The organism is Lysinibacillus antri, assembly GCF_003977595.1.
Taxonomy (GTDB): domain Bacteria; phylum Bacillota; class Bacilli; order Bacillales_A; family Planococcaceae; genus Ureibacillus; species Ureibacillus antri.
Genome location: NZ_RYYR01000009.1, coordinates 105,595 through 131,685, shown reverse-complemented (window position 1 = coordinate 131,685; position 26,091 = coordinate 105,595). Strand labels below are relative to the sequence as shown.

Genomic DNA, 26,091 nt, shown 5'->3' with positions numbered 1-26,091 from the left:
TCACATTACCTTTTCTAAAAGATATAATTCAAATATATCTTTTAAATGCTATACTATTTATTGAGAGGAATTATCATTAGGAGTGAGGATATTGAAGTATTTTATATATGCAATTATTTTCTTTTCATTTTTTGACTTATTCACCCAATTGCCTATCATGAGTACGTTTGCTGAATCAATAGGCACCTCTTCTTTTGTAACAGGATTAGCGGTTGGGATGTATTCCTTTTCAAATACTTTCGGCAATATCATCTCCGGTATTTGGACAGATCGAAAAGGTCCGTTCATTATTTTAATCATAGGTCTCCTTACAACCGGATTATCTCTTTTCTCCTATGGTTTGATTAACGACACACTATCATTACTTGTCGTTCGATTTTTACATGGGCTTGTAGCAGGATTAATTGTACCAGCTGCGTTTACATATTTATCGAATCTTGTTAACAAAGAAGAACGTGGGAAAGGTAGCGCCATATCAGGGGCTTTTGTCGGAATTGCCGCCATCACAGGCCCAGCATTCAGTGGGATATTAGCTAGTCGTACATCCGTACCTTTTGTATTCAGTATAACAGCTATTTTTATGCTCCTTTTAGGCGTCATAGCAATTTTTGTTTTGAGTAAATTTCCTACTAATACAAATCGCAAAGTAAAACAGCATAATCCTACCTCTAAAATAAGCGATTTATTATTACATACAGGCGTCATAAAGGCCTTGACTGGAGCCTTTTTCTTAATGTTTTCTCAAGGGGTCATTGCCTATTTACTTCCTTTACACGTGGAAGCATTAAGTTATGATGCAAAGGTAAGTGGCACTTTATTAAGTACTTTTGGAGTTGTGGCAGTGTTAGTATTTTTACTTCCGACTAACCGTATTTTTGATAGGGTTACGCCAATTTACACACTTTCTCTAGGCATAGCTTTAATGGGGGGAAGTCAACTTCTATTAAGTATCGCTAATGACATTGTTCTACTATACGTCGCAATGGCTACTTATGGTATTGGTTTTGGCTTTTTATTCCCTTCTATTAATTCCTTGTTAATCGATTCAACCACTAAGGCTACTAGAGGTAAAGCATATGGCTATTTTTATGCGTTCTTCTCTTTAGGCGTTGTGGTCGGGTCTTCTATCTTAGGTTGGTTATCCTTAAGTATCTCGCGTGGCTTTCTCTTAACTGGGGTGATTTTATTACTCTTTGCTTTAATTACGCTAATAAAAAAAACGAAGTCGACAACTCGCTAATCTAGTTGTCGACTTCTTCTTCGTACTATTTACATTTAATGAATTGTTTGCTGATTGTCCTCATTGTAGTAAGCGAGTGCGGTTTGTCCCCCACCCTCTGCAATGAAGTTATTTTCGCGAATTTTTGTTGAAGTAGGACCAGCAGCCGCTTCTGCAATTTCTGTCAGGTTGTTATATTTTGTACTTGAATGCTCTGTTTTCGAACTTGTTTTTGATTGCAAGCCTTGAAACATATTCATTAATTTCTCTCGGTTTTGCTTTTTACTTAAATAAGAAGCTGCACCCGCGAGCAATGCTGAAACTACTACACCTTTTCCTTTTAATTTTGCCATGTTTATCCCTCCAATAAATCGGTATGCCGTACTTTTCCCCATTTGATTAGAATTTAAAACAAATTAAAGCTGGTATATATTTCTCCAATAATTTTTTAACATTAAAAGGTCATATTTCTACTATTTATTGAATATTCTTATATATCAACCCAATTATTCATGATAGCAAATTTTCTATTATATCATAAAAAATGACATAACAACTAATTTCTCATTATATTTCTCCAATATTCTACAGTATTATTACTCGGATTCGGGATTAACGATTAAAGGGAGGAACGAACTTATGAATAAAAATGATTATACTTACAATTGGAAGGAAGTAACATCCATCATTGCCGCATCCTCTGTTCTAACTACGCTTATTTTTGCCTTCACACATTTTTATTAGAATAGACTTAAAATAGTAAAAGGCAATCAAAATTGAAATTTCAACTTGATTGCCTTTATTCTATGCTTTCACATCATCATATACATTGCTTTTGTCGAATGCCGCTATGACATATGAACAGATTGCATTCATTTTATAGTTATTTTCCCTTGCATACTCTGCAGCTTGATCTAGTAGTTTTTTAGCTACCCCTTGCCCGCGCAAATCATCTGAAACATAAGTATGGGTCATATCCATTAAATTTCCACGCAAATTCCATTCAATTTCAGCTAGTTTTTTTCCTTCTTGCTCATACTCGTATGAAAAGTGATTTGGACTTTTTTCAGCTAATTTAAACTCCATGTTCATCCCTCCCATTTGCTCTCAATATAACATAGCATTGTTCATAACTTAACTAATTTGCTCGCTTGTTCCAATTATTTAAACCATGAGGAGATCGTATCAATTAAATTATTGAAGAAGTTTTTTACACCCGTCCAAAACCCTTCATCTTGAAGAACGTCTCCAAATCTTTCTTCAAACTCTTTTGTTAAATCTGTTAATTGCTCAGATAATTTATTAAAATCGATGTCTAAATTACTAATGCGATCCATTAAGTCGATTAAGAGTTGTCGATCTTGGTCGCTTAATTGAATATTTAAGGCAGTTAATTGATCTTCCACGATTTTAGCAACTTCTTCTTTTGTAGCAGGGTCCATTTCAGAGATTTTTTGTTTAATGCTCGTTAACAGTTCTGCTATTTGTTCATCGCTAATATTAGCGTTTTGCGCAATTTGTGTTGCAATGGAAAGTTCATCATTGGCTACATCTGTTCGTTCAATATCTAATGTTTCCCCTGTTTTTACTTCGTATGCTTTATAAATCCCTACTAAAGCAGAGTGACCTGTTACAGGTTTAGGTGCTGCGATTTCTACTTTTGCATCTTCAATTCCCGCTGTAAGCATTGCATTAGCATACACTTCTGAAGTTACTTCTGTTATATTTTCTGGTGTCACAATGCTGATGACAAGTCCTTTTCCGGCTTCTTGTCGCGTAATTTTAGCTGAAGAATACATGCGTGAACTTGCATTACTATCTTTAATGTATTTGATTAGGTCGTCCCCTGAAACTGTAATTTCATCTATTTCTGCTTCTTTAGAAACTTGCAATGCTTCTTTTACAGTTGCTCGTTCTTCCTCAGACAAATTTGCTCCATAAACAACAATCGGTACACCTAGTTTTTCATTTATTGCGTTGACATTATTCGTAGTAGCTGATGCACTTGTAGGAATAATTATTGAGATCATCAATGCAAATACGGTTATTATAGAAAGCCATTTATGTTTCATAATCTACTCCCCTTTCATATTACTTCTAAGCCTTACTCTAAAATTAGTACGTTAAAAAAAGTAAAAGGTTCCATATTGCCCTTTTACTTTTTTTGCTTAAAGTATTTCTGTCCAACCATTTTCTTGTTTAATTCTTTTTTCTTTCATTAATGTCCCTAAAGCACGTTTGAAAGCGCCTTTACTCATTTGGAACATTTCTGTAATTTCTTCAGGTGAAGATTTATCTCCAAAAGGCATCTTACCTCCAACACTTTGAAGGTAGGCGAGAATTTGTTCTGCATCTTTCCCAAGTCGTTCATGTTTTCTTGGAAGTAACGAACCATTTAATGAGCCATCATCCTTTACTGCAATAACACGAACGCTCACTTCTTGTCCTAGCCTTGGTTCTGCTGTCATTTCGGAGTTGTGTACAAAAATACGGTATGGATTTTCAATGCCTAATAAAAAGGAACCTACTGGCAATAAGCGATACGCACGAGCTTTAATATTTTTATTGTGCAGCTCTTCAAACGCACCTTCATATAGCTCATTTACCTTTTCCTCTGTTACTAATCGTCCAAATAAGTCACCATTACGATCTGTGCGTAGTGTAATAAATAAATGGTCTCCTACTTGTGGCCATACTTCTTTTAGTGGTGGTAAATCTTCAGCCACAACTAGTACTTCTCTTGTTGAACCGATATCAACGAAAGCCCCCTCATTTGAGACTTTAATAACGCGAGCCCAACCATATTCACCTTGTAAAATTTCTGGTATAACCGTTGTTGCTTGTAAGTTACCACGTCGATCTGCATAAAGGAATACTTTTAGCCTCTCACCTATCGTTAGTTTTTCTTGTACATCGGAACTGTTTAAAGGGATTTCTAATACGCCGTTTGTTAAAATCCATCTAGAACCTTGCTCTTCCAGTACAGTTAATTCAACTATTTGGCCTGATTTAAGTTCGTTCAATTTCGTCGATCCTTTCTGCTTGCCTAATGTCATTTATTGTTCTTTCAATGTTTCAAGTTTCTTTAAAATTGTTTGATCTTCTTCTAATAATTGTACTAAATCCGCTATGCGGTCAATTGAATTCCAGCTTAAGTGGTGTTCAATCCCCTCTACATCTTCATATATTCGTCCTTCATCTACTCCAATAAGGCGTAAAAATTGCTCTAGTAACTCATGTCTTCTTACTAGACGTTCCCCTAGCTTTTCACCTTTTGATGTTAGTGTAAGCCCTCTATATTTTTCATATACTAAATATCCGTCTTTATCTAACTTTTGCACCATTTTTGTTACGGAGGAAGGAAGAACTGATAATGCTTCAGCTATGTCAGACACCCTTGCATATCCTTTACTTTGTATTAATAAATAAATTTGCTCGATATGGTCCTCCATACTAGGTGTTGGCATAACAAGTCTCCTCACTTTCAAAATGTCATTACTAATTTTACTACAACACACCTAAAAAGGTAACTTAAAACAATATCGAAATGCGAAAGGCGTTCGCTCAGCTTCAAATTTTAAACTTTTCTATTTCCAAAAAAATATCCAATTAGTCATTAAAGACTGATTGGACATTACGCATGATTTTTATTTTTCCCAACTGCATAAATTGATAATATGATTTCACGATTGATTTTTTCAATATTTTCTGGGGATTTTAATTGTTTAAAGGCTTCATTTCTTGCCTCATTATTTGCTACATAATATGTTGGTAATTTATTTAATACATCCGCAGTAATTTCTGTTTCGCAGTAGTTACAATGACAAAAAGTTTGGTAGTCTGTACCGTGTAATAAAAACCTCACTAGGCCGGATACAATTTCTTCTGTTACATTTACTAATATCGGCTCTGTCATTGTGTGCTCATCACCCCTCATTTCATTCTATTATTTCTACTTTATTCTACAAAATAACTGTTTTATTAGAGATTATAGTCCATTTATTGAGTTGTCAATCTTTCTTGGAACTTAGAATATTTTACTTATTAGCTTTTAGATAACTCTAAGAGGATGGGACAATGATCACTACCTAATACATGAGAATGGATGTCTGTTGCTTTAATCGTTTCGATTAGTCGATTAGACACAATGAAATAGTCAATCCTCCACCCGATATTTCGCTCACGTACCTTGTTCATATAACTCCACCATGTATAGGCATCTGTTCTTTCTGGGTTGAAATAGCGGAACGTATCGGTAAATCCTGATTGCAGTAGTTCAGTCATTTTTCCTCGCTCTTCATATGTAAATCCTGAATTTCCAATATTTGATTTTGCATTCTTCAAGTCCACTTCTTCATGGGCAACGTTTAAATCGCCACAATAAATAACAGGTTTTTTGAGATCAAGTGTCTTTAGGTAATGGAATAAGTTTTCTTCCCACTTCAATCTTTTTGGTAGACGAGCTAAATCTCGCTGCGAGTTGGGTGTATATACATTAACTAAATAAAAGTCCTTGTATTCTAATGTAATAATTCGTCCTTCATCCTCTGACTCTGCATCACCTACACCGTATTTAATAGTAAGAGGTTCATGCTTCGTGAAGATGGCTGTACCAGAGTATCCTTTTTTTTCGGCGAAGTTCCAATACTGAAAATATCCATCTAATTGTAATTCTACTTGACCTGCTTGGCATTTTGTTTCTTGAATACAAAAAAAGTCCGCATCCATTTCATTAAAATAATCTAGGAAACCTTTTTTTATACATGCTCTAATTCCGTTGACATTCCATGATATGAATTTCATTTGTTTAATCCCTTTCTACTACGATAGAAAGCGCCTTTCTTGTGAAAAAGGCGCTTTTTTCCATCTGTTAGGTTGTCAAGTCTTCCCCAACAATTTTCACTTCAAGTTCTAATTCTACTCCAAATTTATCTTTCACAACATTTTGTACCATTTTAATTGTTTCGATATAATCTGTAGCAGTTGCATTTCCTTTATTAATAATAAATCCAGCGTGTTTCGTTGATACCTCTGCATCCCCCACGCCTTTTCCTTGAAGGCCACTGTCTTGAATTAGTTTTCCAGCAAAGTAGCCTGGCGGACGTTTAAAGACACTTCCTGCTGACGGATACTCTAATGGTTGTTTAGATTCTCGCTTAAAAGTTAAATCTGCAATTTTCGCATCAATCTCTTCTTGGATTCCTTGTTCAAGTTGGAATCTTGACGATAACACGAAATACTCTTTCTTTGCGATGATACTTTTGCGATATTCTAATTCGAGTTCATCTTTTGTTAAGACGATTCGCTCACCTTCTTTTGTTAGTACCGTACAATCGATAATAATATCTTTAATCTCACCACCATATGCTCCAGCATTCATCGCCATAGCACCACCAACTGAACCTGGTATACCACACGCAAATTCAAAACCAGTTAACCCATTTATCGCTGCTAGTTTGGATACATTTATTACTAGGGCACCACTTTGAGCGTATATTTGATTGACGTCTACTCGGATTTCATCTAGCTTCTGGAAGCAAATTACAATCCCTCGAACGCCCCCATCCCGCACAACCATGTTCGATCCGTTACCTAACATTAAAATAGGTATATTCTGCTCGTGTGCATATTTCACGATGGCCGTTGCTTCTTCCTCTGTTTCAGGTAAGACGAATATATCCGCGTTTCCGCCCAGTTTCGTCATCGTATATTTTTTTAACGATTCATTTAATTTTATATTATTAGGATTAACGATTTGGGCTAAGTCATTTGCCCATCTTTGTGTTGTCATAAAAGCAAAATCCTTTCTAAAGTCATACTTCTTAGTATCGGTAATACAACGCTTTTTGACAAGAGATTTTAAATTACTATTTTATCCATGTTTGTGACCAATTTTCAACTTCGCGTATTGCCCCTTCTAAGGCACTCCCCTTTTCAGTGAGGGAATATTCCACACGCACAGGAACATCCGCGTACACTTTCCGTTGAACAATCTCTTCTTTCTCTAACTCTTTTAACCGTTCGGAGAGTAAACGACCACTTACCGGCAAGGCTGACTCAATCTCATTAAAACGTTGGGGGCCATCTAACAATTGATATAAAATTAATGTAGTCCATCGCTTTCCTAATAGCTCCATTGCTTTTGAAAGTCGAGGGCATAATTTCGTTTCTTTCACTACTTTTCACCCCTGTTTTCTCCATTTGTCTATTGGGTAGAATTTAAGTTCTCATTATAGTGTACCATTTTAAATCAAGTTACAAAAAGTAACTGACACTAACTTTAATATTTATTATTTACACCGATTGTACACTTATTCAATTTCAGCTATTATTTAGTAATAAAGTAGAAAAAGTTGGGGTGTATCTATGGTTAAGTATTCAATTGATTTCTCTCACTCATCTATAACATTTTCTGTCAAACATATGATGATAACCAATGTAAAAGGAGTATTTGATTCCTACTCAGCAGTAATTGAAGCTGACACATTAGAAGACTTAACAACTGCAAAAATAGCGATAGAAATTGATGTTGCCAGTATTTCAACGAAAGATCAAGCTCGGGATAACCATTTAGTTTCCGCCGATTTTTTCCATGCAGATAAATATCCTAAAATCAATTTTGTAGCGACTACTATTAGTAAAATAAACGATCAAAACTATAATATAATAGGGAACTTAACAATAAAAGATGTAATGAAACCGATTACCTTTCAAGCAACCTATAATGGCCACGTGCAAAGTCCCTGGGGGCAAGATACATACGCATTTTCTGCATCGACCCGTATAAATCGAAAAGAGTTTAGGCTACTGTATAATGCGGTACTTGAATCTGGTGGATTATTAATTAGTGAAAATGTTGACGTTACAATTGATTTTCAACTTTACCCTATATAACGATTACTCTATGAATCTAACTTTTTAATAAGTTAGATTTTTTTTATTTTAGTTTGTAAATTACTTGTAACCATCGCATCTTTCATTCGTATATATCATTAATAGAATTAAAACCAACTACCATAACTTCGATTAACTGTGTTTTTCTTCTTACTTCAAAAATTTTATGAACTGACAGAACGAACTATTCATTTCGACAATTAGAATGCGTCATATACAAACAATAAAAGGAGGTTTTATGCAATGTTCTTCGGGGATTTGCTATTTAACTTTGTGCCAATATTTATTGGAGTTATTTTTATTATTGTAATTGGTACAGTTTTACATATGATTTTTTCATCTATTAAGCAAGGGGCTAAAAATAATGCTTCTCCTACCCTGACTGTACCTGCAAAAGTCGTTACGAAACGTACGAGTGTCTTTGGCGATCATACGAGAACAACATATTATACTACTTTTGAAGTAGAAAGCGGCGATCGAATGGAATTTCAGATTGCGGGCGAGCAATATGGGCTTTTGGCAGAGGATGATTTAGGACTACTAACATTTCAAGGTACACGTTTCATCACTTTCGAACGAAAATATTAATACTATTATTTTAAAAAATTCAACCCGACATATTTATACGTCGGGTTGTTAAATAAGTTATGCTGTTACTTTTGCTAGTTTATGTGCTGATGCTTTAACACGTTCCATACCTTCTGCAATAATTTCTTGCGCTTTGTCTGCATTAGCATTATGTCCTTCAATTACAACTTCATCAAAAAGTTCCATACCTGCTACGCCACCGAAAACGTTTTTAATGTAGTTTACTGCCATTTCCATTGGTTGTGCTTCAGGTGTTGAGTAAATTCCTCCACGAGCATTTAATACAACGAATTTCTTATCTGTCATTAATTGTACTGCTTGCCCTTCTGGAGTGTATTTAAACATGAACCCAGCTTGATAAATATAGTCAATGAACGTGTGTAGTTTTGCTGGAATTGTTAAGTTCCACATTGGGAAAGCAAGTACTACGATGTCAGCCGCTGTAATAGCATCCATTGCTTTTTGTTTTGCAGCAAGTAAACGAGATTCAAGATCTGTTAATTCTTCACCACTTTGTACTTTTCCAAAAGCATTAAATAAATCTTGACCAAAATACGGTGTATCCTCTTCATATACATCGTAAGTAGTTACATTAAGGCCATTTACATTTTTTGTTTCTTCAACGAATGTTTCAAACATTTGCGTTGAAACTCCATCTGGTCGGTTATTTGCTTTAATTACTAATACATTTGTCATTATATGTTAACTCCTTTAGTTCAACTTTATATATCTTGATTTCAAGACATAATGTTATCTTATAGGAGTTAAAATAGTATTTCAAGAAAACAAGCCTCATACTTTCGACTGAATTTCAACATTCTTTTGGTGAACAATTACAAATCACATTGTCCATCTGAACAAGCTTCCCCTTCATCTCCAATCATTTTCAGCTTTGGTTTCAAGCCCGCTTCATTGGCAGCTTGTGCAATCGTTTGTTCAAAAAGCTGTTGTGGTTGAGCTCCTGAAATTCCATATTTATTATCGAAAACAAAAAATGGAACACCGCGCACCCCTATATTTTGAGCTTCGTAAATGTCACGCTCTACTTCATCGGCGAACTGTTCACCATTTAAAATATCCTGTGCTTCAGCAGTATTTAGTCCAATATTCTCGACTAATTTTAATAATTCTTCATGCTTTCCAATGGCCACACCTTCTAAAAAGTAGGCTTGAAGAAGTCTTTCACTCATTTGTGCCCCTTTACCTTTTGTAGCCGCCCATTTTGCCAATCGATGTGCTGCCACAGTGTTTGCATTTTTCATGTTATCGAAATCATATTCAAGTCCCACTTCTTTTGCTCGTTCAGCTACACCCTTTGTCATTTCTTTTGCACGCTCTTCTGTAACACCATATTTGTTCGCTAACGAAGAATAGACTGGTTCTTCTGTATCTATAGGTGTTGTTGGATCTAATAAAAAGCTTTTATATTCAACTTCTAGCTGTCCTTCGTATCCTGAATCTTTTATCGCCTTTTCAAGCTGGCGTTTTCCAATATAACAAAATGGACAAACATAATCTGACCATACTTCAATTTTCATATAGGACTCCTCCTTTTCCCTTCATTTTACGTGGCAAGTGCTCATCAGACAATAAATGTGCTTTAGCGTGTATACCGTTCTCATAATTATCCAATACTTGGTGAAAAGACCACTATAACTGGGGGCCCCCTTATGCAAAATTCATTATGGCTATCCAATGTAAATTCTATTTCCCTATCAAAAATATCGAGTTCATTAGAATGTGATGTTTGTATTGTAGGTGGTGGTATGACTGGAATTTATACTGCCTATTTACTCGCCAAAAAAGGAATTAAAGTTGTATTGCTTGAAGCAAAGCCTTCTATTGCAATCGGTTCCACAGGACATTCAACAGGAAAACTTACTCCACAGCATGGCGTTGTTTTTTCGAAGTTACTGAAGGCTTTTTCAGAAGAAGATGTAAAAACTTATTTTCATGCCAATCAAAAAGCAATTGAAAATGCTCTATCCCAAGCTTCTGTAGATCTTTTTCAAAAAGTTGATTCTTATCTATACGCAACGACAAATGAAGGGAAGCAAACATTACAGGATGAATTAGATGCATATAAGAAATTGAATCTGCCTGGTATTGAAACGACCGATACTGAACTTCCCATTCTAATTACGTCGGCGCTTAAAATGGAAGACACTGCTCAAATTCATCCAACTAACTTTGCACTTCACTTTACAAAGCTCGCCTTAAAAGAAGGGGCGCAAATGTATGTCAATAGTAGAGTGACAAAGGTTGTTTTAGATGAATCCTATGTGTTAACGGAAGAAGATCATCGCATTTCTTATAAAAATTTAGTGTTATGCTCCCATTATCCGATCGAATCGATCAAAGGACTATATACGACAAAACTTTCTGTTGAACGTTCCTATTTATTAGCATCAAAAACATCTGAATTATGGAAAGGTCAATACTTATCAGTTGAAAATCCTACACGAACGATTCGTACGGCATTAGTGTCCAATACGCCTTATTTTATTTTTGGAGGTAGTAGCCATACTGCTGGAACGAAGAGAAATACACAGGATTATTACAAAACACTTGAAATAGAAATGACTTCGATTTTTGACTTACCAGAGCCAACGTATTCTTGGAGTGCCCAAGATCCTGATACACCGGATTCAATGCCTTACATTGGACACCTAACAGAAGGCGAGCAAAATATTTACGTGGCTACGGGATATCGTAAATGGGGCTTATCCAACTCACTCGTTGCTGGAGAAATTATTTCAAGTTCGATTACAAAAGAAAAACATCGCGCCGCTGACATTTATTCACCATCAAGGGGGCAATTTGGTCGGAACTTCTTAAGAGCATTAAAAATACTAGGCTTTGTCACAACAAACCTAGCTGGCGGGTATTTAACTCGATCTGAAACGCCAAAATGCACTCATTTAGGATGTAAAACAAGATGGAATGAAGGCGATGAAACATGGGATTGTCCATGTCACGGTTCACGGTTCGATAAAAATGGAAATATCATTGAGGGCCCGGCAGTGTATCCATTGAAGTTAAAGAAAAAGTAGCGTGAATCGGGGGGAGTTTTCCAGTTTGGCGGATAAATTACTGAATTTGGCGGGTATTTAGCCAATTTTGGCGGATTTATTGCTAAATTTGGCGGATATCAACCCGTTTTTGGCGGATAAGTAGCGAATTTAGCAAAAAGTAAAATCCCCGACCTACTAAAAGTTCGGGGATTATTTATTTTATAGACCCTCTGTTAATACAGGTACGATTTGTTTTTTACGTGATACAACACCTGGTAAATCCACTAGGTTATTAACTAGTTCTTTTCCAAAAGCTTTCGCAGCCGCTTCACTTGCGCTACCTACTACGACAGCTGTTGAATCATTGTTTAAAATATCTGTTACGACGAAGAAGAATAAGTTTAAATTGTTCGCTTCAATATTTTGGTTTAATAGGCTAACTAACTCATCTTGACGGTTTAATACATCATTTACATCTACTGCATTTACTTGAGCAACAACTGCTTTTACATCACCAAAAGTAAACTCTTTTGCATCTAATGATAATAAATCTTCTAATGATTTATCTGAAAGGTCTGCACCAGCTTTTAACATAGCTAAACCGTACTCGTCAGCATTTACTCCTGCGATTTCAGCTAATTCTTTCCCAGCTTGTACGTCTTGTTCTGTGCAAGTTGGGGATTTGAATAATAACGTATCTGAAACAATTGCAGAAAGCATTAAGCCTGCAATATTTGATGGTACCTCTACATTATTTTCTTTAAACATTTTATTTAAAATTGTTGCCGTACATCCAACAGGTTCTGCACGGTAATAAAGAGGATCAGAAGTTTCGAAATTCGCAATACGGTGGTGGTCAATTACTTCTGTAACTTTTACAGCTTCAATACCATCTGCTGATTGTTGACGTTCATTATGGTCAACTAAGATTACTTCTTTCGCTTCTTCAGCAACATTTCCGATTAAACGTGGTGCTTCGAAACTGAATTTTTCTAATGCATAAGCTGTTTCGTTATTGACTTCACCTAAACGCACTGCTTCTGCATCGACACCAAGTTGTTGCTTTAAGTATGCATACACGATTGCTGATGTAATTGTGTCTGTATCTGGATTTTTGTGTCCGAAAACTAATACTTTGCTCATCAAATGAGTCCCCCTAAAATAATGTTGATAATTCCACTACATTTTATCATAACAGAGTGTAATTAGAAAAATAGAACTTTATTTCCATAGCTCATGAATCATATATGACAGAATAGACAAAAATTGATGTTGTTATTCGAGTCTATAGTTTCTTTCAGAGCTGAGCGAACGCCCTCCACTTTTCTATAAAAAAACGCATTCGTAAATGCCCCCGCAATTTACGAATACGTTCTATCACTTAAATAATTTTCGATTTTTCTAAAAATAGGAAATTGCTTTCAATCTGTGCATTTGCTTTTTTGTATGCTGTGTATTGCTTTCTATTTTGCGATACCATTCCTTCAACTAATGCGTGTGTAAATGAATGTGCTGCAATAATTGTTTCGGCTGATGATTGCTTTTGTGCCCCTACTGTAAATATAATATCAGCATAGTCACGAATAGGTGATAAACTTGAATTTGTAATCGCAACAATTTTTACATTTTTATTTTTTGCTAATTTCGCAATCGTTAACACGTCTTCAAGGACTGCATCCAAAGCAACTACGAATAACAACGACTGCTCGTCCATACTTCCGATTTGCTGAACAATATTTTCAACATCATGCTGAATTTGTTTTACGTGCTTACGGTAATTTCCTAGTGTACACGTTAGGAAATTGGCAGTCGCCGAAGATTGTCTAAACCCTAATACGTATAAAAATCCTGCTTCATGCACCCATTTTACTGATTTTTCAAAATCTTTTTCATTCACTAATTGAATAGTATTTAAAATACTTGTAATATCACGATTCATTACATCACTTAATAAATGCTCTTGCTTTTTCGTGATTAGAGGGTGATCAGACTGACTTCTTTCTTCATCCCCCATTAAGTCTCGTTTAATTCTTTCTTGTAACTCTGAAAACCCTGAAAGTTCCATTGCATAACAAAAACGAATTACTGTTGATTCACTTACTCCTATAAGCTTACCAACATCAGAAGCTGTATGTGTAGCAATTATGTTTTGATTATCAATTACAAACTGTGCTACTTTACGCTGCCCTCTCGACAAACGAATAAACCTCTTTTTTATTTCATCACAAATACTCATATAAGTTTCCATATCCTTCCTTTTTGTCGTATTTTGTATACAAATTATTTTTAATAAAAGTTAGGTTATCACTATTATTAAGTGAATACAATGAGTTTTCAGAAAAAACTCCGCTGTACTAAACTAAAAAAATTGAATTAGACAACATTTTGTCAAATTTTCTGAAAGTTTTTTATGATACAATTCGACAAAAAACGAGGTCCGGGTCGCTTCCGCTTTTCTTTGTTGTCTAGCTGTAGCGGCTAGCTCTTTGCGAAACTTCAACTTCCTCCTACGCATGCAAGCATGCTTGTCGAAAGTCTCCAGTTTCTTAAGAGCTGGGCGAGCCGCTTCCGCTTTTCTTTGTTAATTTCTCAATTCCTATTGAAATATACCTCTAATTTGCGTTAAAATGTCTACTATATACAAACAACTGTTCATCCAGTGAGAACAAAAGGAGCTAAAACGTTATGTGGAAAGGTCTTATTGAAGAATATAAAGAATTTTTACCAGTTACTGAGAATACACCTTCACTTACTTTAAATGAAGGGAATACTCCTCTTATACACTTAGTAAACTTGTCTAAAGAATTAGGCATTGAATTATATGGAAAAATTGAAGGCGCAAACCCAACAGGATCATTTAAAGACCGCGGTATGGTATTTGCAGTAGCGAAAGCACTTGAAGATGGTGCAAAATGTGTTATCTGTGCATCAACAGGAAACACTTCAGCAGCTGCCTCTGCTTATGCAACACGTGCGGGTATCCAATCGATTGTTGTTATTCCTAAAGGAAAAGTTGCTCTTGGTAAATTAGCACAAGCTTGTATGTACGGCGCTAAAATTATCGAAATTGATGGAAACTTTGACGATGCTTTATCGATCGTTCGTCAAGTAAGTGAGACAACACCTGTTAAATTAGTAAACTCTGTGAATCCATATCGTATTGAAGGGCAAAAAACTGCAGCCTTTGAAATCGTGGATGGCTTAGGACAAGCACCAGACTACCTTTGCATTCCTGTAGGTAACGCTGGGAACATTACTGCTTACTGGAAAGGTTTCAAAGAATATAATGCAGCTAAAAATACTGGACTTCCTAAAATGTATGGTTTTGAAGCAGAAGGTGCTGCTGCCATCGTGAAAGGTGAACCAATTGCAAATCCAGAAACAGTGGCTACTGCCATTCGTATCGGTAACCCAGCAAGTTGGAAATTAGCCGAAGCCGCTCGTGATGAGTCTGGTGGTATCATTGATTCTGTTACAGATGAAGAAATTTTAGCAGCTTACAAACTAATTGCTGGTACTGAAGGGATCTTTGTTGAGCCGGGTTCTGCCGCATCCCTTGCAGGTGTCATCAAATCTGTAAACAGTGGAAAAATCGAAAAAGGTAGCCGTGTCGTAACAGTCTTTACAGGTAACGGTTTAAAAGATCCAGATACTGCTATGAACGTATCGAAAGTGGATTTAGTATCACTTAAAAACGATGAAGAAGAAATTCGTAACTATATTGAGGGAATTCTATGAGAAAAAAATGGCAAATCACTGTTCCTGGGAGCACAGCTAACTTAGGACCTGGGTTTGATTCCATTGGGCTTAGTTTGTCCTTATATTTAGAATTAACAGTGTCGCTCTCAGAAACGTGGGAAATTATTCATCTATCCGAACATCTTCCACAAGACTTTACTATAGAAGAACATTTAATTTATACGATTGCCAAAGAGACTGCTGCTCGTTTCAATAAACAACTACCACCATGTCGAATCGAAATGAAAAGCGAATTGCCTTTCGCACGCGGCTTAGGTAGTAGTGCAGCGGCTATTGTAGCGGCAATCGAGTTAGCAAATCTCGTTTGTGATTTAAACTTAACAACACAAGATAAGTTAAATATTTCCTCTCAAATTGAAGGACATCCTGATAATGCGACTGCATCTGTATTAGGTGGACTTACAATTTCAGTGTTAGATGATGAGGGAAATGTTGATACGATTCATATTAAAGAGTTAGACGCTTCTTTTGTTGTATTTATTCCAAACGTAGAATTAAAAACATCCGAAGCTCGTAAAGTATTACCGGCACAGTTTGATCGCGGTTATGCAGTTCGTGCAAGTGCCAATGCGAATATGCTTGCTGCCTCTTTAATTAACAAAGACTATGAACGGATTGGTCGTTATATGGAATCTGATTTATTCCATGAACCATTCCGTGCAAAATTAATACCGAACTTTGATGAAATCCATCATGCTGCAAGAGAAGCAGGTGCTTATGGAACAGCTTTAAGTGGTGCTGGTCCAACAGTTATTTCTATAATCCCCACTCCTATTGCTGAGCAGTTTGTTAATAAGATGAAAAAGCTATTTTCAGAACATGAAATTTTGTTAACTCGAGCAGATCATCAAGGGATTTCAGTAATCGAAATCGGTAACGATGTATTAGCTTAAAATACTGCTATAAAAAATTAATATAGATGTCCAATAAATCATATAATGAATTATTGGGCATCTTTTTATTTTCTTTTTCCCCCACCCTCTACAAAGATTTTCATGATGGCAGTACTTTTGCCCAACTTATCTCCTTCTTTAGTCGTGATGATTCTTCTTTTTTTCAAAAAATACGTTCGAAAGGGGTAATTCAATATGAAAATTGGCATTATTGGCGCTTCAGGAAAAGCAGGAAGCAATATTTTAGCAGAGGCTAAAATGCGGAATCATGAAATTACTGCGTTCGTACGTAACCGAAAAAATTTACTCGCTCAAAATATTACAGTGGTTGAAAAGGATGCTTTTTATTTAACAAGAGACGATGTTTGTCATTTAGATGTTTTGATTAATGCATTCGGTACTTATCCAGGAGAAGAACATTTACATGTAGAATTAGGTAGACATTTAATATTCCTTCTAGAAAATACAGATACAAAATTATTTGTCTGTGGTGGTGCTGGTAGTTTATACATTGATAAAGAACGTAAAACCCGTCTCATTGATAATCCCAATTTCCCTGAGGAATTAAAGATTACCGCAGCTCAACAATTACAAAATTTAATCGATTTACAAAACTCCTCGATTAAATGGACTTTTTTAAGTTCATCTGCCCTTTTCGATTCAGATGGTCCTCGTACTGGCCATTACATTGTAGGTCACGATCGCCTTCTCTTAAATTCACAACAACTTAGCTATGTTAGTTATGCTGATTATGCCGTTGCTGTTCTAGACGAAATTGAAAACCCATTGCATGAAAATAAACGATTTACTGTCGCTTCAGAAAATGCAACGGCGGCCTCATGAGAAAAGTGAAGGCGGCTCGAGTAGCTAGTAAAATCAGATTATACGAAAATAGGGAGACGGATAAGTACACAACTTATTCGTCTCCCTATTTTTATTTACGCTAATAATAATAAACTAACCGCCATAACAGCCATCCCTGCTACTAAACCATAGATCGATAAATGTGTCTCATCATATTTTTGAGCAGCTGGTAATAGCTCATCTAGTGAGATAAACACCATAATCCCTGCAACGCCCGCAAAGATAATGCCGAACATTGTATCTGTAATAAACGGCATTAAGATGAGGAAAGCCACAAGTGCCCCTACTGGCTCTGCTAACCCGGAAAAGAAGGACAACTTAAAAGCCTTTTTACGAATACCTGTCGCAAAGTAAATTGGAACTGCTACTGCGATCCCTTCTGGAATATTGTGAATGGCTACTGCTATCGCAATGGCAATCCCTACATTTGGATCTTGCATAGCCGACATAAATGTTGCAATGCCTTCTGGAAAGTTATGAATCCCTATTGCTAATGCAGTAAATACCCCCATCTTCATTAACTTTTCTTCATCAACTGCACCTTTATTTAATGCCACAGCATTCACATCTTCTACAGTCTTCACTTCATGAGGATTATTTTTCTTCGGAATAAACTTGTCAATTAACGCAATAAAAACCATACCTCCAAAAAATCCTATAACGGTCATCCAATATCCTTGTGTTTCGCCCAAAGCAGTAACTAACGAGTCCTTTGCCTTCACAAAGATTTCAACTAAGGAAACATAGATCATCACCCCTGCAGAAAAGCCCAATGCAACCGACAGAAACTTCTTATTTGTTCTTGTTGTAAAAAAGGCAATTAATGCCCCTACTCCAGTAGCCAAGCCAGCAAACAGTGTCAAACTTAAAGCAAAAATGACGTTTCCTTCCATATGAGTTTACGGTCTCCTTTTATTTTAATACTAGTATTATATACTTTAAAGTTTCCTTTGTGCAACTTTTTTTATAAAAGTAACATATTATTCTTTTAGGCAAACTTTAATAAAAAAAATAACACCCTATAAGGTGCTACTTTTTATCTTATTAAATTTCCTCTTCCTTTGTTCATACCAAAATACACAAATGGCAAACCATGTATAGGCAATCGCCCATCCCGCAAGTACATCCGTAGCAAAATGTCTGTTTTCTGCAATTCTCGATAATCCGATGAAGAAGGCGAGAATAATTGCAGTAAACCAGACAAGTACGATTTTCTTATTACTTGCTAGCGTTTCCGATAAAAGGTAGGCGATCGTAAACAGGTAAAGCAAAGAAAGCATTGCATGACCAGAAGGAAAACTAAAGGATGTAAGTTGATCGAGCATTTCAGGTCTTGGGCGGTCTACTGCATTTTTAATAATTTGATTAAGGACCCTGCCTCCAGCAATAGTTAATAAAACAAATAGCATCCCTCGATAATTTCTTTGTTTTAACCATAATACTAGTAATAATATAAGTGCAACTGCAATAATGACCGGTGTATTTCCTATGTAATGAAAGGCAACAATAATGCTATTTCCAAAAAATAGTTCCTTCATTTGTTCATCGAAGTTCACAAAGAATGATTTCTCATAATTCATTAACACAATAAAAAAAGTAAAGAGCGTAATAATGGCTAAAATAGATGTTAGTTTTTTCATAAGTACCTCCTTTCTTTAAAATCATCATAACACACAGGCAAATACGAAAAAACGCCCTTTTAGAAGGACGTCATGTTCGTTATTCGACTACTGTATAGCTTGCATGATCCATATCCAGAATATATTCTGGTCTTGGTGGTTTTCCGCCATGTTCTTTAATTTTAGCTTTGTGCCCTGCAATATGCTCTGGACTCTTTTCCCAAGCCTTCCAAGCCTCTTCTGACTCCCAGCGAACAAGCATTAACACTTCTTCTTCCCCACGACGTACATTTTTCACAAGAAGCTCACGACCAATGAATCCTTCTCGTTGTTCGATTAAGGAAGGACCTTGATCTGGTTTCTTTTTGAAACGTTCAATAACTTTATCTGAATTACCTTCTGTTACTGTCCATTTTCGCATTTGAACAAACATGTATATATCCCCTTATTGTAGGAAAGGCCGCCCAATTGATGGACAGCCTTAAGTACATTCTTATTTTAATTTTTCTTTAATTTCTTCAACTTTTGCTAACTCAGATTGTAAACCACCTGTTACTAAATACCAAAGTGCGCCATCTAAGTATACGATTTTACCATTTTGAGCTGCAGTTGTTTTGTTGATAATATCATTTTCAATTGCTTCTTTAACGTTTGATTTTTCACCCGTAGCAGATAAGCGGTCTACCACGAATAATATATCTGGATTAATTTTTAAAACTTGTTCATACGTTACTTGTGCACCATGCGTTGAATCTTCTAACGTTTCATCTGCTGCTTTAAAACCAAACACACTGTGAACATATCCGAAACGTGAACCTTCACCAGGACCATATGCAGATAATGTTTCATTATAAAGTGTAACTAACGCTTTACCATTTTCTCCAGCGACTGTTTTAACTTCTTCAATTGCCGCTTCTACTTCTGCTAATTTTTCTTCAGCTAAATCTTGTTTGCCAAAAAGTTCAGCAGCAATGTTTACTGAGTCGATAAATGAATTCCAATAGTTTGCTGTATCAACACCAACGAATACTGTTGGAGCAATTTCACTTAATTGATCGTAGAAATCTGCTTGACGACCAGAGATGAAAATTGCATCTGGCTCCATTGCAGCGATATCTTCAAATAATGGCTCTTTTAATGTACCTGCGTTTAAATATTTATCATCAGCATATTTTGCTAAATGTTCTGGGAAATTCCCTTTTGCTACACCTGTTACTTCAACGCCTAACGTATCTAATGTATCTAGGAAACCGTAGTCCATAACTACAATTTTTTCTGGTACTTTTTCAAATGTTACATCTGCATAACCTTCTACTGTTGATTTAACTGTTAACGGATATGTAGTAGCACTTTCTGTTTCTGTTGCTTCTTCAGCTGGTGTTGCATTTGATTCTGTACCTTCTGTCGATTCTTCTTTAGAACTACATGCTGCAAGTACTAATACTAGCATTGCTAAAATTAAAGTTAACCATTTATAATTCTTCATTATTTTCTTCTCTCCTGTTCTTTCGATATTGATAATCATTATCAACTAAATAGAATTATATCTCATTAAAAATTTCTGTCAACGGTTTTCACAAAAATATTTGCAAATTAAAAAGTGATTTAGAATAGCATGTTCTCAAAACATATGCTTTCCTAAATCACTTAATCAAATACGCTGAAGCTTATTAATGAGAATTAAAATATACGCAAATACGACAGCCATTTTGCTCCTGTACTGGGATATCCATGTCGTAAATTTGCTTTAATGCGTCTGAATTAATAATGTCATTAGTAGGACCTTCTTTAATGACACGGCCGTCCTTTAACGCCACAATACGATCTGAATAAACCGAAGCAAAGTTAATGTCATGCAGAACGATAATCACCGTTTTGCCTAGTTCATCAACAAGCTTACGTAATATTTTCATGATTTGAACAGAATGCTTCATATCTAAGTTATTTAATGGCTCATCTAATAATACATAATCCGTATCTTGAGCAATAACCATCGCAATAAATGCACGCTGACGTTGCCCACCAGATAATTCATCTAAAAATTGATCTTGCATATCAGTTAAATTCATATAATCAAGTGCTTGATCAACAAATTTTATATCTTCTTCACTTAAACGTCCTTTCGAGTAAGGATAACGGCCAAAGGAAACAAGTTCACGAATGGTTAAACGAACATTCATAAAGTTCGATTGTTTTAATATCGACACTCGTTTAGCAAAATCATCCGATTTAATACGTCGAATATCGTTCGTATCTAATAATACTTCACCAGTATCAGCATTTAATAAACGACTAACCATTGAAAGTAGTGTTGACTTCCCTGCTCCATTCGGTCCGATAAAAGACGTGATTTTCCCGGTTTCAATAGTAACCGACACGTTATCGACTACAGCTTTTTTACCGAAAAATTTACTTAACTCTTTTACTTGAATCATCCTGCAGACCTACTCTCTCTTAATAGTAAATAAATAAAGTAAATTCCACCGACAAAATTAATAATGACACTTAAAGTTGTGGATAATTCAAAAACATGCTCAATAATGAACTGCCCACCAACTAACGCAATTATACTTATTAAACTAGCGCCTAGTATTAGAACTGAATGCTTATAAGTTGTTAAAAATTGATACGACAGATTGGCCACAATCAAACCGAAAAATGTGATTGGCCCAACTAAGGCTGTAGAAGTTGCAATTAGGACAGAGGATAAAACAAGGACATTCATCACGAGTTTATCATAATTGACACCTAGATTAATGGCATTTTCTCGCCCTAACGACATAACATCTAACTGGCTCATAATTCTAAATCCATAAATAAATGCGACAATTAGAATAGCTAATCCAATCCATAATAAATCTGCATTTACTTTCGAGAAACTTGCAAACATTTTACTTTGTAAGTTTAAATATTCATTTGGATCAATTAATACTTGTAAGAACGTTGTAGCACTTCCTAAAAGCGTACCGAGAATCATCCCAACAAGTAATAAGAAATAGATTGGATATTTATCGGCTCTAAATAAGGTACGATATAAAATTAGAGCAAATAATACCATCGCAATAATTGAAATACTAAAGTTCAAATATTTATTCATTACTAAAATCGACGTCGATCCAAGGAAGAAATAAATAAATGTTTGTACAACCATATACATAGAATCTAATCCCATAACAGACGGTGTTAAAATTCGATTATGTGTAATCGTTTGGAAGACCACTGTTGAGTATGCAATTGCGACACCCGTGACGGACATTGCCAATATTTTAATTAACCTTCTAGGGAATGCATAACTAAAGCCGCCTTTTATATCGTAAAACGCATAAAGTCCCACGAAAATTAGGGCAAGTACGGCTAGAATAATAATTTTTGTACTATTTCGCATATGCTCTCCCCCTAAACAACATGATTAAGAAGATTGCACTTCCGATTACTCCTACTGTTAAATTAATTGGTATTTCATATGGATAAATGATAACGCGCCCGATAATGTCACAAGCGAGTAAGAACACAACACCTAAGACTGCTGTATGTGGCAACGTCTTCGCTAAATTGTCTCCCTTAAAAATGGACACTAGGTTCGGAACGATTAATCCTAAAAACGGAATAACCCCTACCGTAAGAACAACAGTAGTTGAGATTAATGCTACTAATACTAGTCCTAAGTTCAGAACAAACTTATATCGAACCCCTAAGTTTTTTGCGAAATCTTCCCCCATACCTGCTACAGTAAAGCGGTTCGCATATATGTACGCAATGATTAATACTGGAATACTGACATATAAAAGTTCATAACGACCTTTAATAATTAGGGAAAAATCCCCCATTAGCCAAGCATCGATATTTTGTAATAAATCATTTTCGTAAGCAAAAAACACTGTAATTGACGATAAAATATTACCGTACATAATCCCGATTAATGGGATAAAGATCGCATCTTTAAACTTGATGCGGTTCAAAATTTGCATAAATACTAATGTACCGATTAACGCAAAGGCAAAACTAAAAATAATTTGCTGCGTATAACTAGCACCTGCAAAAAAGAGCATAGAAATTAAAATTCCGAGTTTAGCAGCATCTAATGTGCCTGCTGTCGTTGGGGACACAAACTTATTTCTACTTAAACTTTGCATGATTAAACCCGCAATACTCATCCCCATACCCGCTAGAATAATTGCAACTAGACGTGGGATACGACTAATATAAAAAATCTCTGCTTCATCAGAACTAAAATCTAGCAAATCCGTTGGTGTAATATTTGTTGCACCAAGGAACAGTGATATGCTTGATAAAATAACTGCTGCTACAATTAAAATCCAAAGTCTCATTTTTATCCCCGATAAATTTCATATTTATATAGTAATAACAATTTAGAGTGAAAATGATTATCATTAGCTACAATTTTCATTATAACATAGGATTTGCCCCTGTCCAACAACTAAGTGAGAACATTTATCACAGCGGTGCCTGGCACTCAAACAATTCGTAAAATTCCGAATTGTACGGGTGCCTGGCACTAAAAAAATGATTTTACCATTGAGAGTTTACAGGATTATTGTTGAATTTCTACCGCTTGATCGATTACTTCTTGAGGAACGACGATATTTTTAACCCCATTAAAGTTATTGAAGGTAATGTCTGTATTCATTGACATTGACATCACTTCCCCTTCAATATCAATCGTCACATCCATGACCATATCCATTTTGGCAATATCATAAGTTTCCTTATTAATGTGGATCACATAGCTAATTGCTTCATAGTTCATGTTATCTAGTAACTGTTGTTCTTCTTCTGGTAAACCTAACATTTGGTTTACTTGCATTTGTTCTAACATATATTCTTTAAACTTCTCACTAGCAGCATCTAACGTTAAAATATATTCGCTATCTGTTTGTTCAAATTTAAAATCGTCAATAAATGATTTTAGTTGCTCCAATTGTTCTGATGCATTGACTTGATTTGCTGCTTGCCCAATAATCATGTCGAATTGTTCAGAAGGAAGCTTCATCCATTGTTTCGATTCCGAATCATGCATGAAAAGACCTTGCTCAGACATGTACATTTCCATATCTACATTTGCGTCTTCTCCTGTTTCAGGGTCCACCATTGTCATTGTTCCATTCATATACATCGAAAGTGGCTCGACAATTGTATCCATTTTCATTTCACTTTTAGATGTCATATCAAAGCTTTCGTCCCCTGAACCAAAAGCTAACGTTTGATCTAACTTCAAATCAGCGCTTACACTTTCTAATTCATTTTGGCGTTCCATTGCTTTTTTATAAACTTCTTCTAATGTAACTTCACTTTTATTTTCTTCTTTCGTGCCCGTTTGTGGTTCTGCCTTATCTCCACAAGCTGCAAGTACTAATGCTAGTAGTGTTGCTAGTAAAACTGTTGACCATTTTTTCACTATTATCCCATCCTTTCATGATTAAAGGGTACCATTATCTAACGAATTAGTAATTGAATAAGTGTCTTTCATTCAATATTTTATGCTTAAGTCTTACCCCTTCTCTTATCCTTCATGACAGAATAACTAGTTTTATATAAACGATAATAAAAAACCGAAGTGCGTCACTTCACTTCGGTCTACTATTAATTTACTCCGCGCATTGCTTTTGAAATAATCGGCGTGATTACTAATAAGATGATACCTAGTACAATGGAAATTGCTCCAAGTGTACCGAAATACGTAATTTCCGATACTGCTTCATAAATTCGAACAAGTTGTGCATTGATTGCCTGAGCAGCTGCACTTGTTAAGAACCATAATGACATTGTTTGTGCAGCAAAAGCAGCTGGTGCTAGTTTCGTTGTTGCCGATAAACCAACTGGAGATAGTAGCAATTCCCCTACTACAACAAGGAAGAATGAAAGTACCAACCACCATGGGCTAACAAGTTCTGTTCCACCTGACATTTGTGCGGGAATAATCATTACTAAAAACGATGCCCCAGCAAAAAATAAGGAAATCGCAAATTTCTTTGGTGTTGACGGTTGTTTATTCCCAAGACGTAACCAAATCCAAGCAAATAATGGCGCAAACATGATAATAAATAATGGGTTTAATGATTGGAACCAAGATGCTTTAAGTTCTACCGATCCCACCGTTAAATCTGTTCGCGTATCCGCATATGTTGCTAAGATCGTTGCGCCCTGCTCTTGAATTGCCCAGAACATAACTGCAGCAATGAATAATGGAATATACGCAAGCAATCTCGATTTTTCATCCTTATTAGTCTTTGGACTACGATACATGACGATAAAGAAGATGGTTGGTATTAATACACCAAGCGTTGTGATAATTAAACTAAAGATCGCCATCGTTAAATTATCGGTAGTGTATAAAATACCTCCTACAACTAAAATTGCTATAATCCCTAATGAGAAATTTCGGATGGCTTTCTTTTTCTCTTGTGCATTCATTGGATTCGGAACTTCAATACCTGCTAATCCAAGGTTTTTCTTTTGTGTCACGTAATACACAATTAAACCAATGAACATCCCGATAGCAGCTACACCAAAGCCTAAATGGAAGCTAATTTCTTCTCCAATTGTCCCTACGACGAATGGAGCTAAAAATGCACCCATGTTAATCCCCATATAGAAAATGCTAAAACCTGAATCGCGACGATTATCATTTTCTGCATACATATCACCAACAATCGTGGATACGTTTGATTTTAATAGGCCTGTCCCGATAATGATAAATAGCATAGAAATTAATAATCCTGTAAAGGCAAGTGGTAAAGCTAGAATAATATGACCTATCATAATTAGAACTCCGCCGTAAAATACGGTCTTACGTGTTCCCCAAACACGGTCTGCAAACCATCCACCAATTACACCTGACATATATACTAATGATCCATAAATGGCCATGATTGAATTGGCGGTTCCTTGATCTAGCCCAAGACCTCCATCATGTAATTCGTAGTACATATAGAAAAGAAGAATGGCACGCATTCCATAGTATGAAAAACGTTCCCAAAACTCTGTAAAGAACAGTGTAAATAATCCTTTGGGATGCCCAAAGAATCCTTTTTGAGGAACAGATTTTACAATTTTATCCTTATTGTACATGTAAATCCCCCTCGTTTCATTTTGATTTATTTTTCATGTTTTCAGACAATTTACGAGATGTCAGTTGTCTGACGATTACACTTCATTACAATAAAGCATTACGAACACTTTTTCAATATATTATCGAGAAGTTCAAAATTTCCCTTTGTTCA

General features: G+C 35.7%; 29 protein-coding genes. 7 read left to right on the top strand and 22 right to left on the bottom strand.

Annotation, left to right across the window (positions count from 1 at the left end; genetic code table 11):
• Window positions 1–91: 91 nt before the first annotated feature.
• Window positions 92–1,240: an MFS transporter gene (locus EK386_RS08760; protein ID WP_126658784.1), complete on the top strand. Its 1,149-nt coding sequence runs from the start codon at window positions 92–94 to the stop codon at window positions 1,238–1,240.
• Between the two features lie 35 nt (window positions 1,241–1,275).
• Here EK386_RS08760 and EK386_RS20430 read toward each other — a convergent pair whose 3' ends face one another.
• The 9 genes from EK386_RS20430 to EK386_RS08715 all read right to left on the bottom strand — a co-directional run bounded on the left by EK386_RS20430 (window position 1,276) and on the right by EK386_RS08715 (window position 7,395).
• Complete coding sequence (locus EK386_RS20430; protein ID WP_246027628.1) at window positions 1,276–1,572, bottom strand: YbyB family protein; 297 nt, start codon at window positions 1,570–1,572, stop codon at window positions 1,276–1,278.
• A 451-nt stretch (window positions 1,573–2,023) separates the two neighbouring features.
• Window positions 2,024–2,305 carry a GNAT family N-acetyltransferase gene (locus EK386_RS08750; RefSeq protein WP_126658783.1) on the bottom strand — a complete coding sequence of 94 codons (282 nt, stop codon included), beginning with the start codon at window positions 2,303–2,305 and terminating at the stop codon, window positions 2,024–2,026.
• Window positions 2,306–2,379: 74 nt separating this feature from the next.
• Window positions 2,380–3,291 carry a DUF1002 domain-containing protein gene (locus EK386_RS08745; RefSeq protein WP_126658782.1) on the bottom strand — a complete coding sequence of 304 codons (912 nt, stop codon included), beginning with the start codon at window positions 3,289–3,291 and terminating at the stop codon, window positions 2,380–2,382.
• Between the two features lie 96 nt (window positions 3,292–3,387).
• On the bottom strand, window positions 3,388–4,242 hold the full coding sequence (locus EK386_RS08740) for a CvfB family protein (RefSeq protein WP_126658781.1): 855 nt from the start codon (window positions 4,240–4,242) through the stop codon (window positions 3,388–3,390).
• A 33-nt stretch (window positions 4,243–4,275) separates the two neighbouring features.
• Entirely contained in the window at window positions 4,276–4,686 is a 411-nt protein-coding gene (gene mntR, locus EK386_RS08735; protein WP_126658780.1) for a transcriptional regulator MntR, read from the bottom strand.
• Between the two features lie 167 nt (window positions 4,687–4,853).
• A complete protein-coding gene (locus EK386_RS08730; protein ID WP_126658779.1) occupies window positions 4,854–5,135 on the bottom strand; it encodes a late competence development ComFB family protein in 282 nt (93 codons plus the stop codon).
• 128 nt (window positions 5,136–5,263) lie between these two features.
• A complete protein-coding gene (locus EK386_RS08725; protein ID WP_126658778.1) occupies window positions 5,264–6,022 on the bottom strand; it encodes an exodeoxyribonuclease III in 759 nt (252 codons plus the stop codon).
• A 67-nt stretch (window positions 6,023–6,089) separates the two neighbouring features.
• Complete coding sequence (murB, locus tag EK386_RS08720) at window positions 6,090–7,010, bottom strand: UDP-N-acetylmuramate dehydrogenase (RefSeq protein WP_126658777.1); 921 nt, start codon at window positions 7,008–7,010, stop codon at window positions 6,090–6,092.
• 76 nt (window positions 7,011–7,086) lie between these two features.
• The gene (locus tag EK386_RS08715; protein ID WP_126658776.1) at window positions 7,087–7,395 is read right to left on the bottom strand and encodes a winged helix-turn-helix transcriptional regulator; all 309 of its coding nucleotides are present in this window, start codon (window positions 7,393–7,395) and stop codon (window positions 7,087–7,089) included.
• A gap of 190 nt (window positions 7,396–7,585) precedes the next feature.
• Here EK386_RS08715 and EK386_RS08710 point away from each other — a divergent pair, with 190 nt between their 5' ends.
• Both EK386_RS08710 and EK386_RS08705 read left to right on the top strand, forming a co-directional pair.
• Window positions 7,586–8,113: a YceI family protein gene (locus tag EK386_RS08710; RefSeq protein ID WP_126658775.1), complete on the top strand. Its 528-nt coding sequence runs from the start codon at window positions 7,586–7,588 to the stop codon at window positions 8,111–8,113.
• Window positions 8,114–8,356: 243 nt separating this feature from the next.
• The gene (locus EK386_RS08705; RefSeq protein WP_126658774.1) at window positions 8,357–8,701 is read left to right on the top strand and encodes a DUF2500 domain-containing protein; all 345 of its coding nucleotides are present in this window, start codon (window positions 8,357–8,359) and stop codon (window positions 8,699–8,701) included.
• A 57-nt stretch (window positions 8,702–8,758) separates the two neighbouring features.
• On the opposite strand, the gene EK386_RS08700 is transcribed toward EK386_RS08705, so the two are convergent.
• Both EK386_RS08700 and EK386_RS08695 read right to left on the bottom strand, forming a co-directional pair.
• The gene (locus EK386_RS08700; RefSeq protein ID WP_126658773.1) at window positions 8,759–9,397 is read right to left on the bottom strand and encodes an FMN-dependent NADH-azoreductase; all 639 of its coding nucleotides are present in this window, start codon (window positions 9,395–9,397) and stop codon (window positions 8,759–8,761) included.
• A 137-nt stretch (window positions 9,398–9,534) separates the two neighbouring features.
• Window positions 9,535–10,239 carry a DsbA family oxidoreductase gene (locus tag EK386_RS08695; RefSeq protein WP_126658772.1) on the bottom strand — a complete coding sequence of 235 codons (705 nt, stop codon included), beginning with the start codon at window positions 10,237–10,239 and terminating at the stop codon, window positions 9,535–9,537.
• 132 nt (window positions 10,240–10,371) lie between these two features.
• Between EK386_RS08695 and EK386_RS08690 the strand changes: the two genes are divergently transcribed.
• Window positions 10,372–11,754, top strand: coding sequence for an FAD-dependent oxidoreductase (locus tag EK386_RS08690; protein WP_126658771.1), 1,383 nt, complete (start codon window positions 10,372–10,374; stop codon window positions 11,752–11,754).
• A gap of 180 nt (window positions 11,755–11,934) precedes the next feature.
• Here EK386_RS08690 and EK386_RS08685 read toward each other — a convergent pair whose 3' ends face one another.
• Window positions 11,935–12,858 (bottom strand): manganese-dependent inorganic pyrophosphatase, encoded by a 924-nt coding sequence (locus EK386_RS08685; protein ID WP_126658770.1) that lies wholly within the window; start codon window positions 12,856–12,858, stop codon window positions 11,935–11,937.
• A gap of 238 nt (window positions 12,859–13,096) precedes the next feature.
• Window positions 13,097–13,951: a MurR/RpiR family transcriptional regulator gene (locus EK386_RS08680; RefSeq protein ID WP_255507946.1), complete on the bottom strand. Its 855-nt coding sequence runs from the start codon at window positions 13,949–13,951 to the stop codon at window positions 13,097–13,099.
• Window positions 13,952–14,400: 449 nt separating this feature from the next.
• Between EK386_RS08680 and thrC the strand changes: the two genes are divergently transcribed.
• The 3 genes from thrC (at window position 14,401) to EK386_RS08665 (ending at window position 17,210) form a co-directional block, all read left to right on the top strand.
• Window positions 14,401–15,453, top strand: a complete 1,053-nt coding sequence (thrC, locus tag EK386_RS08675) for a threonine synthase (protein WP_126658768.1) — start codon at window positions 14,401–14,403, stop codon at window positions 15,451–15,453.
• Window positions 15,450–16,367, top strand: coding sequence for a homoserine kinase (gene thrB / locus EK386_RS08670; protein ID WP_126658767.1), 918 nt, complete (start codon window positions 15,450–15,452; stop codon window positions 16,365–16,367). The genes thrC and thrB overlap by 4 nt, the downstream gene beginning before the upstream one ends.
• Before the next feature lie 195 nt (window positions 16,368–16,562).
• Window positions 16,563–17,210, top strand: coding sequence for an NAD(P)-dependent oxidoreductase (locus EK386_RS08665; protein WP_126658766.1), 648 nt, complete (start codon window positions 16,563–16,565; stop codon window positions 17,208–17,210).
• 95 nt (window positions 17,211–17,305) lie between these two features.
• On the opposite strand, the gene zupT is transcribed toward EK386_RS08665, so the two are convergent.
• The 9 genes from zupT to EK386_RS08620 form a co-directional block, all read right to left on the bottom strand.
• The gene (gene zupT / locus EK386_RS08660) at window positions 17,306–18,124 is read right to left on the bottom strand and encodes a zinc transporter ZupT (RefSeq protein ID WP_126658765.1); all 819 of its coding nucleotides are present in this window, start codon (window positions 18,122–18,124) and stop codon (window positions 17,306–17,308) included.
• Between the two features lie 126 nt (window positions 18,125–18,250).
• Window positions 18,251–18,871: a phosphatase PAP2 family protein gene (locus EK386_RS08655; protein WP_126658764.1), complete on the bottom strand. Its 621-nt coding sequence runs from the start codon at window positions 18,869–18,871 to the stop codon at window positions 18,251–18,253.
• A 79-nt stretch (window positions 18,872–18,950) separates the two neighbouring features.
• Entirely contained in the window at window positions 18,951–19,283 is a 333-nt protein-coding gene (locus tag EK386_RS08650) for an antibiotic biosynthesis monooxygenase family protein (protein ID WP_126658763.1), read from the bottom strand.
• Window positions 19,284–19,343: 60 nt separating this feature from the next.
• Window positions 19,344–20,336 (bottom strand): siderophore ABC transporter substrate-binding protein, encoded by a 993-nt coding sequence (locus tag EK386_RS08645; protein ID WP_126658762.1) that lies wholly within the window; start codon window positions 20,334–20,336, stop codon window positions 19,344–19,346.
• A 184-nt stretch (window positions 20,337–20,520) separates the two neighbouring features.
• A complete protein-coding gene (locus tag EK386_RS08640) occupies window positions 20,521–21,285 on the bottom strand; it encodes an iron ABC transporter ATP-binding protein (protein ID WP_126658761.1) in 765 nt (254 codons plus the stop codon).
• Entirely contained in the window at window positions 21,282–22,235 is a 954-nt protein-coding gene (locus tag EK386_RS08635) for an iron chelate uptake ABC transporter family permease subunit (RefSeq protein WP_126658760.1), read from the bottom strand. Before EK386_RS08635 ends, EK386_RS08640 begins: the two co-directional genes overlap by 4 nt.
• The gene (locus tag EK386_RS08630; protein ID WP_126658759.1) at window positions 22,225–23,178 is read right to left on the bottom strand and encodes an ABC transporter permease; all 954 of its coding nucleotides are present in this window, start codon (window positions 23,176–23,178) and stop codon (window positions 22,225–22,227) included. The genes EK386_RS08635 and EK386_RS08630 overlap by 11 nt, the downstream gene beginning before the upstream one ends.
• Window positions 23,179–23,402: 224 nt before the next feature.
• Complete coding sequence (locus tag EK386_RS08625; protein WP_126658758.1) at window positions 23,403–24,266, bottom strand: DUF6612 family protein; 864 nt, start codon at window positions 24,264–24,266, stop codon at window positions 23,403–23,405.
• Between the two features lie 185 nt (window positions 24,267–24,451).
• Complete coding sequence (locus EK386_RS08620) at window positions 24,452–25,939, bottom strand: peptide MFS transporter (protein ID WP_126658757.1); 1,488 nt, start codon at window positions 25,937–25,939, stop codon at window positions 24,452–24,454.
• Window positions 25,940–26,091 lie beyond the last annotated feature (152 nt).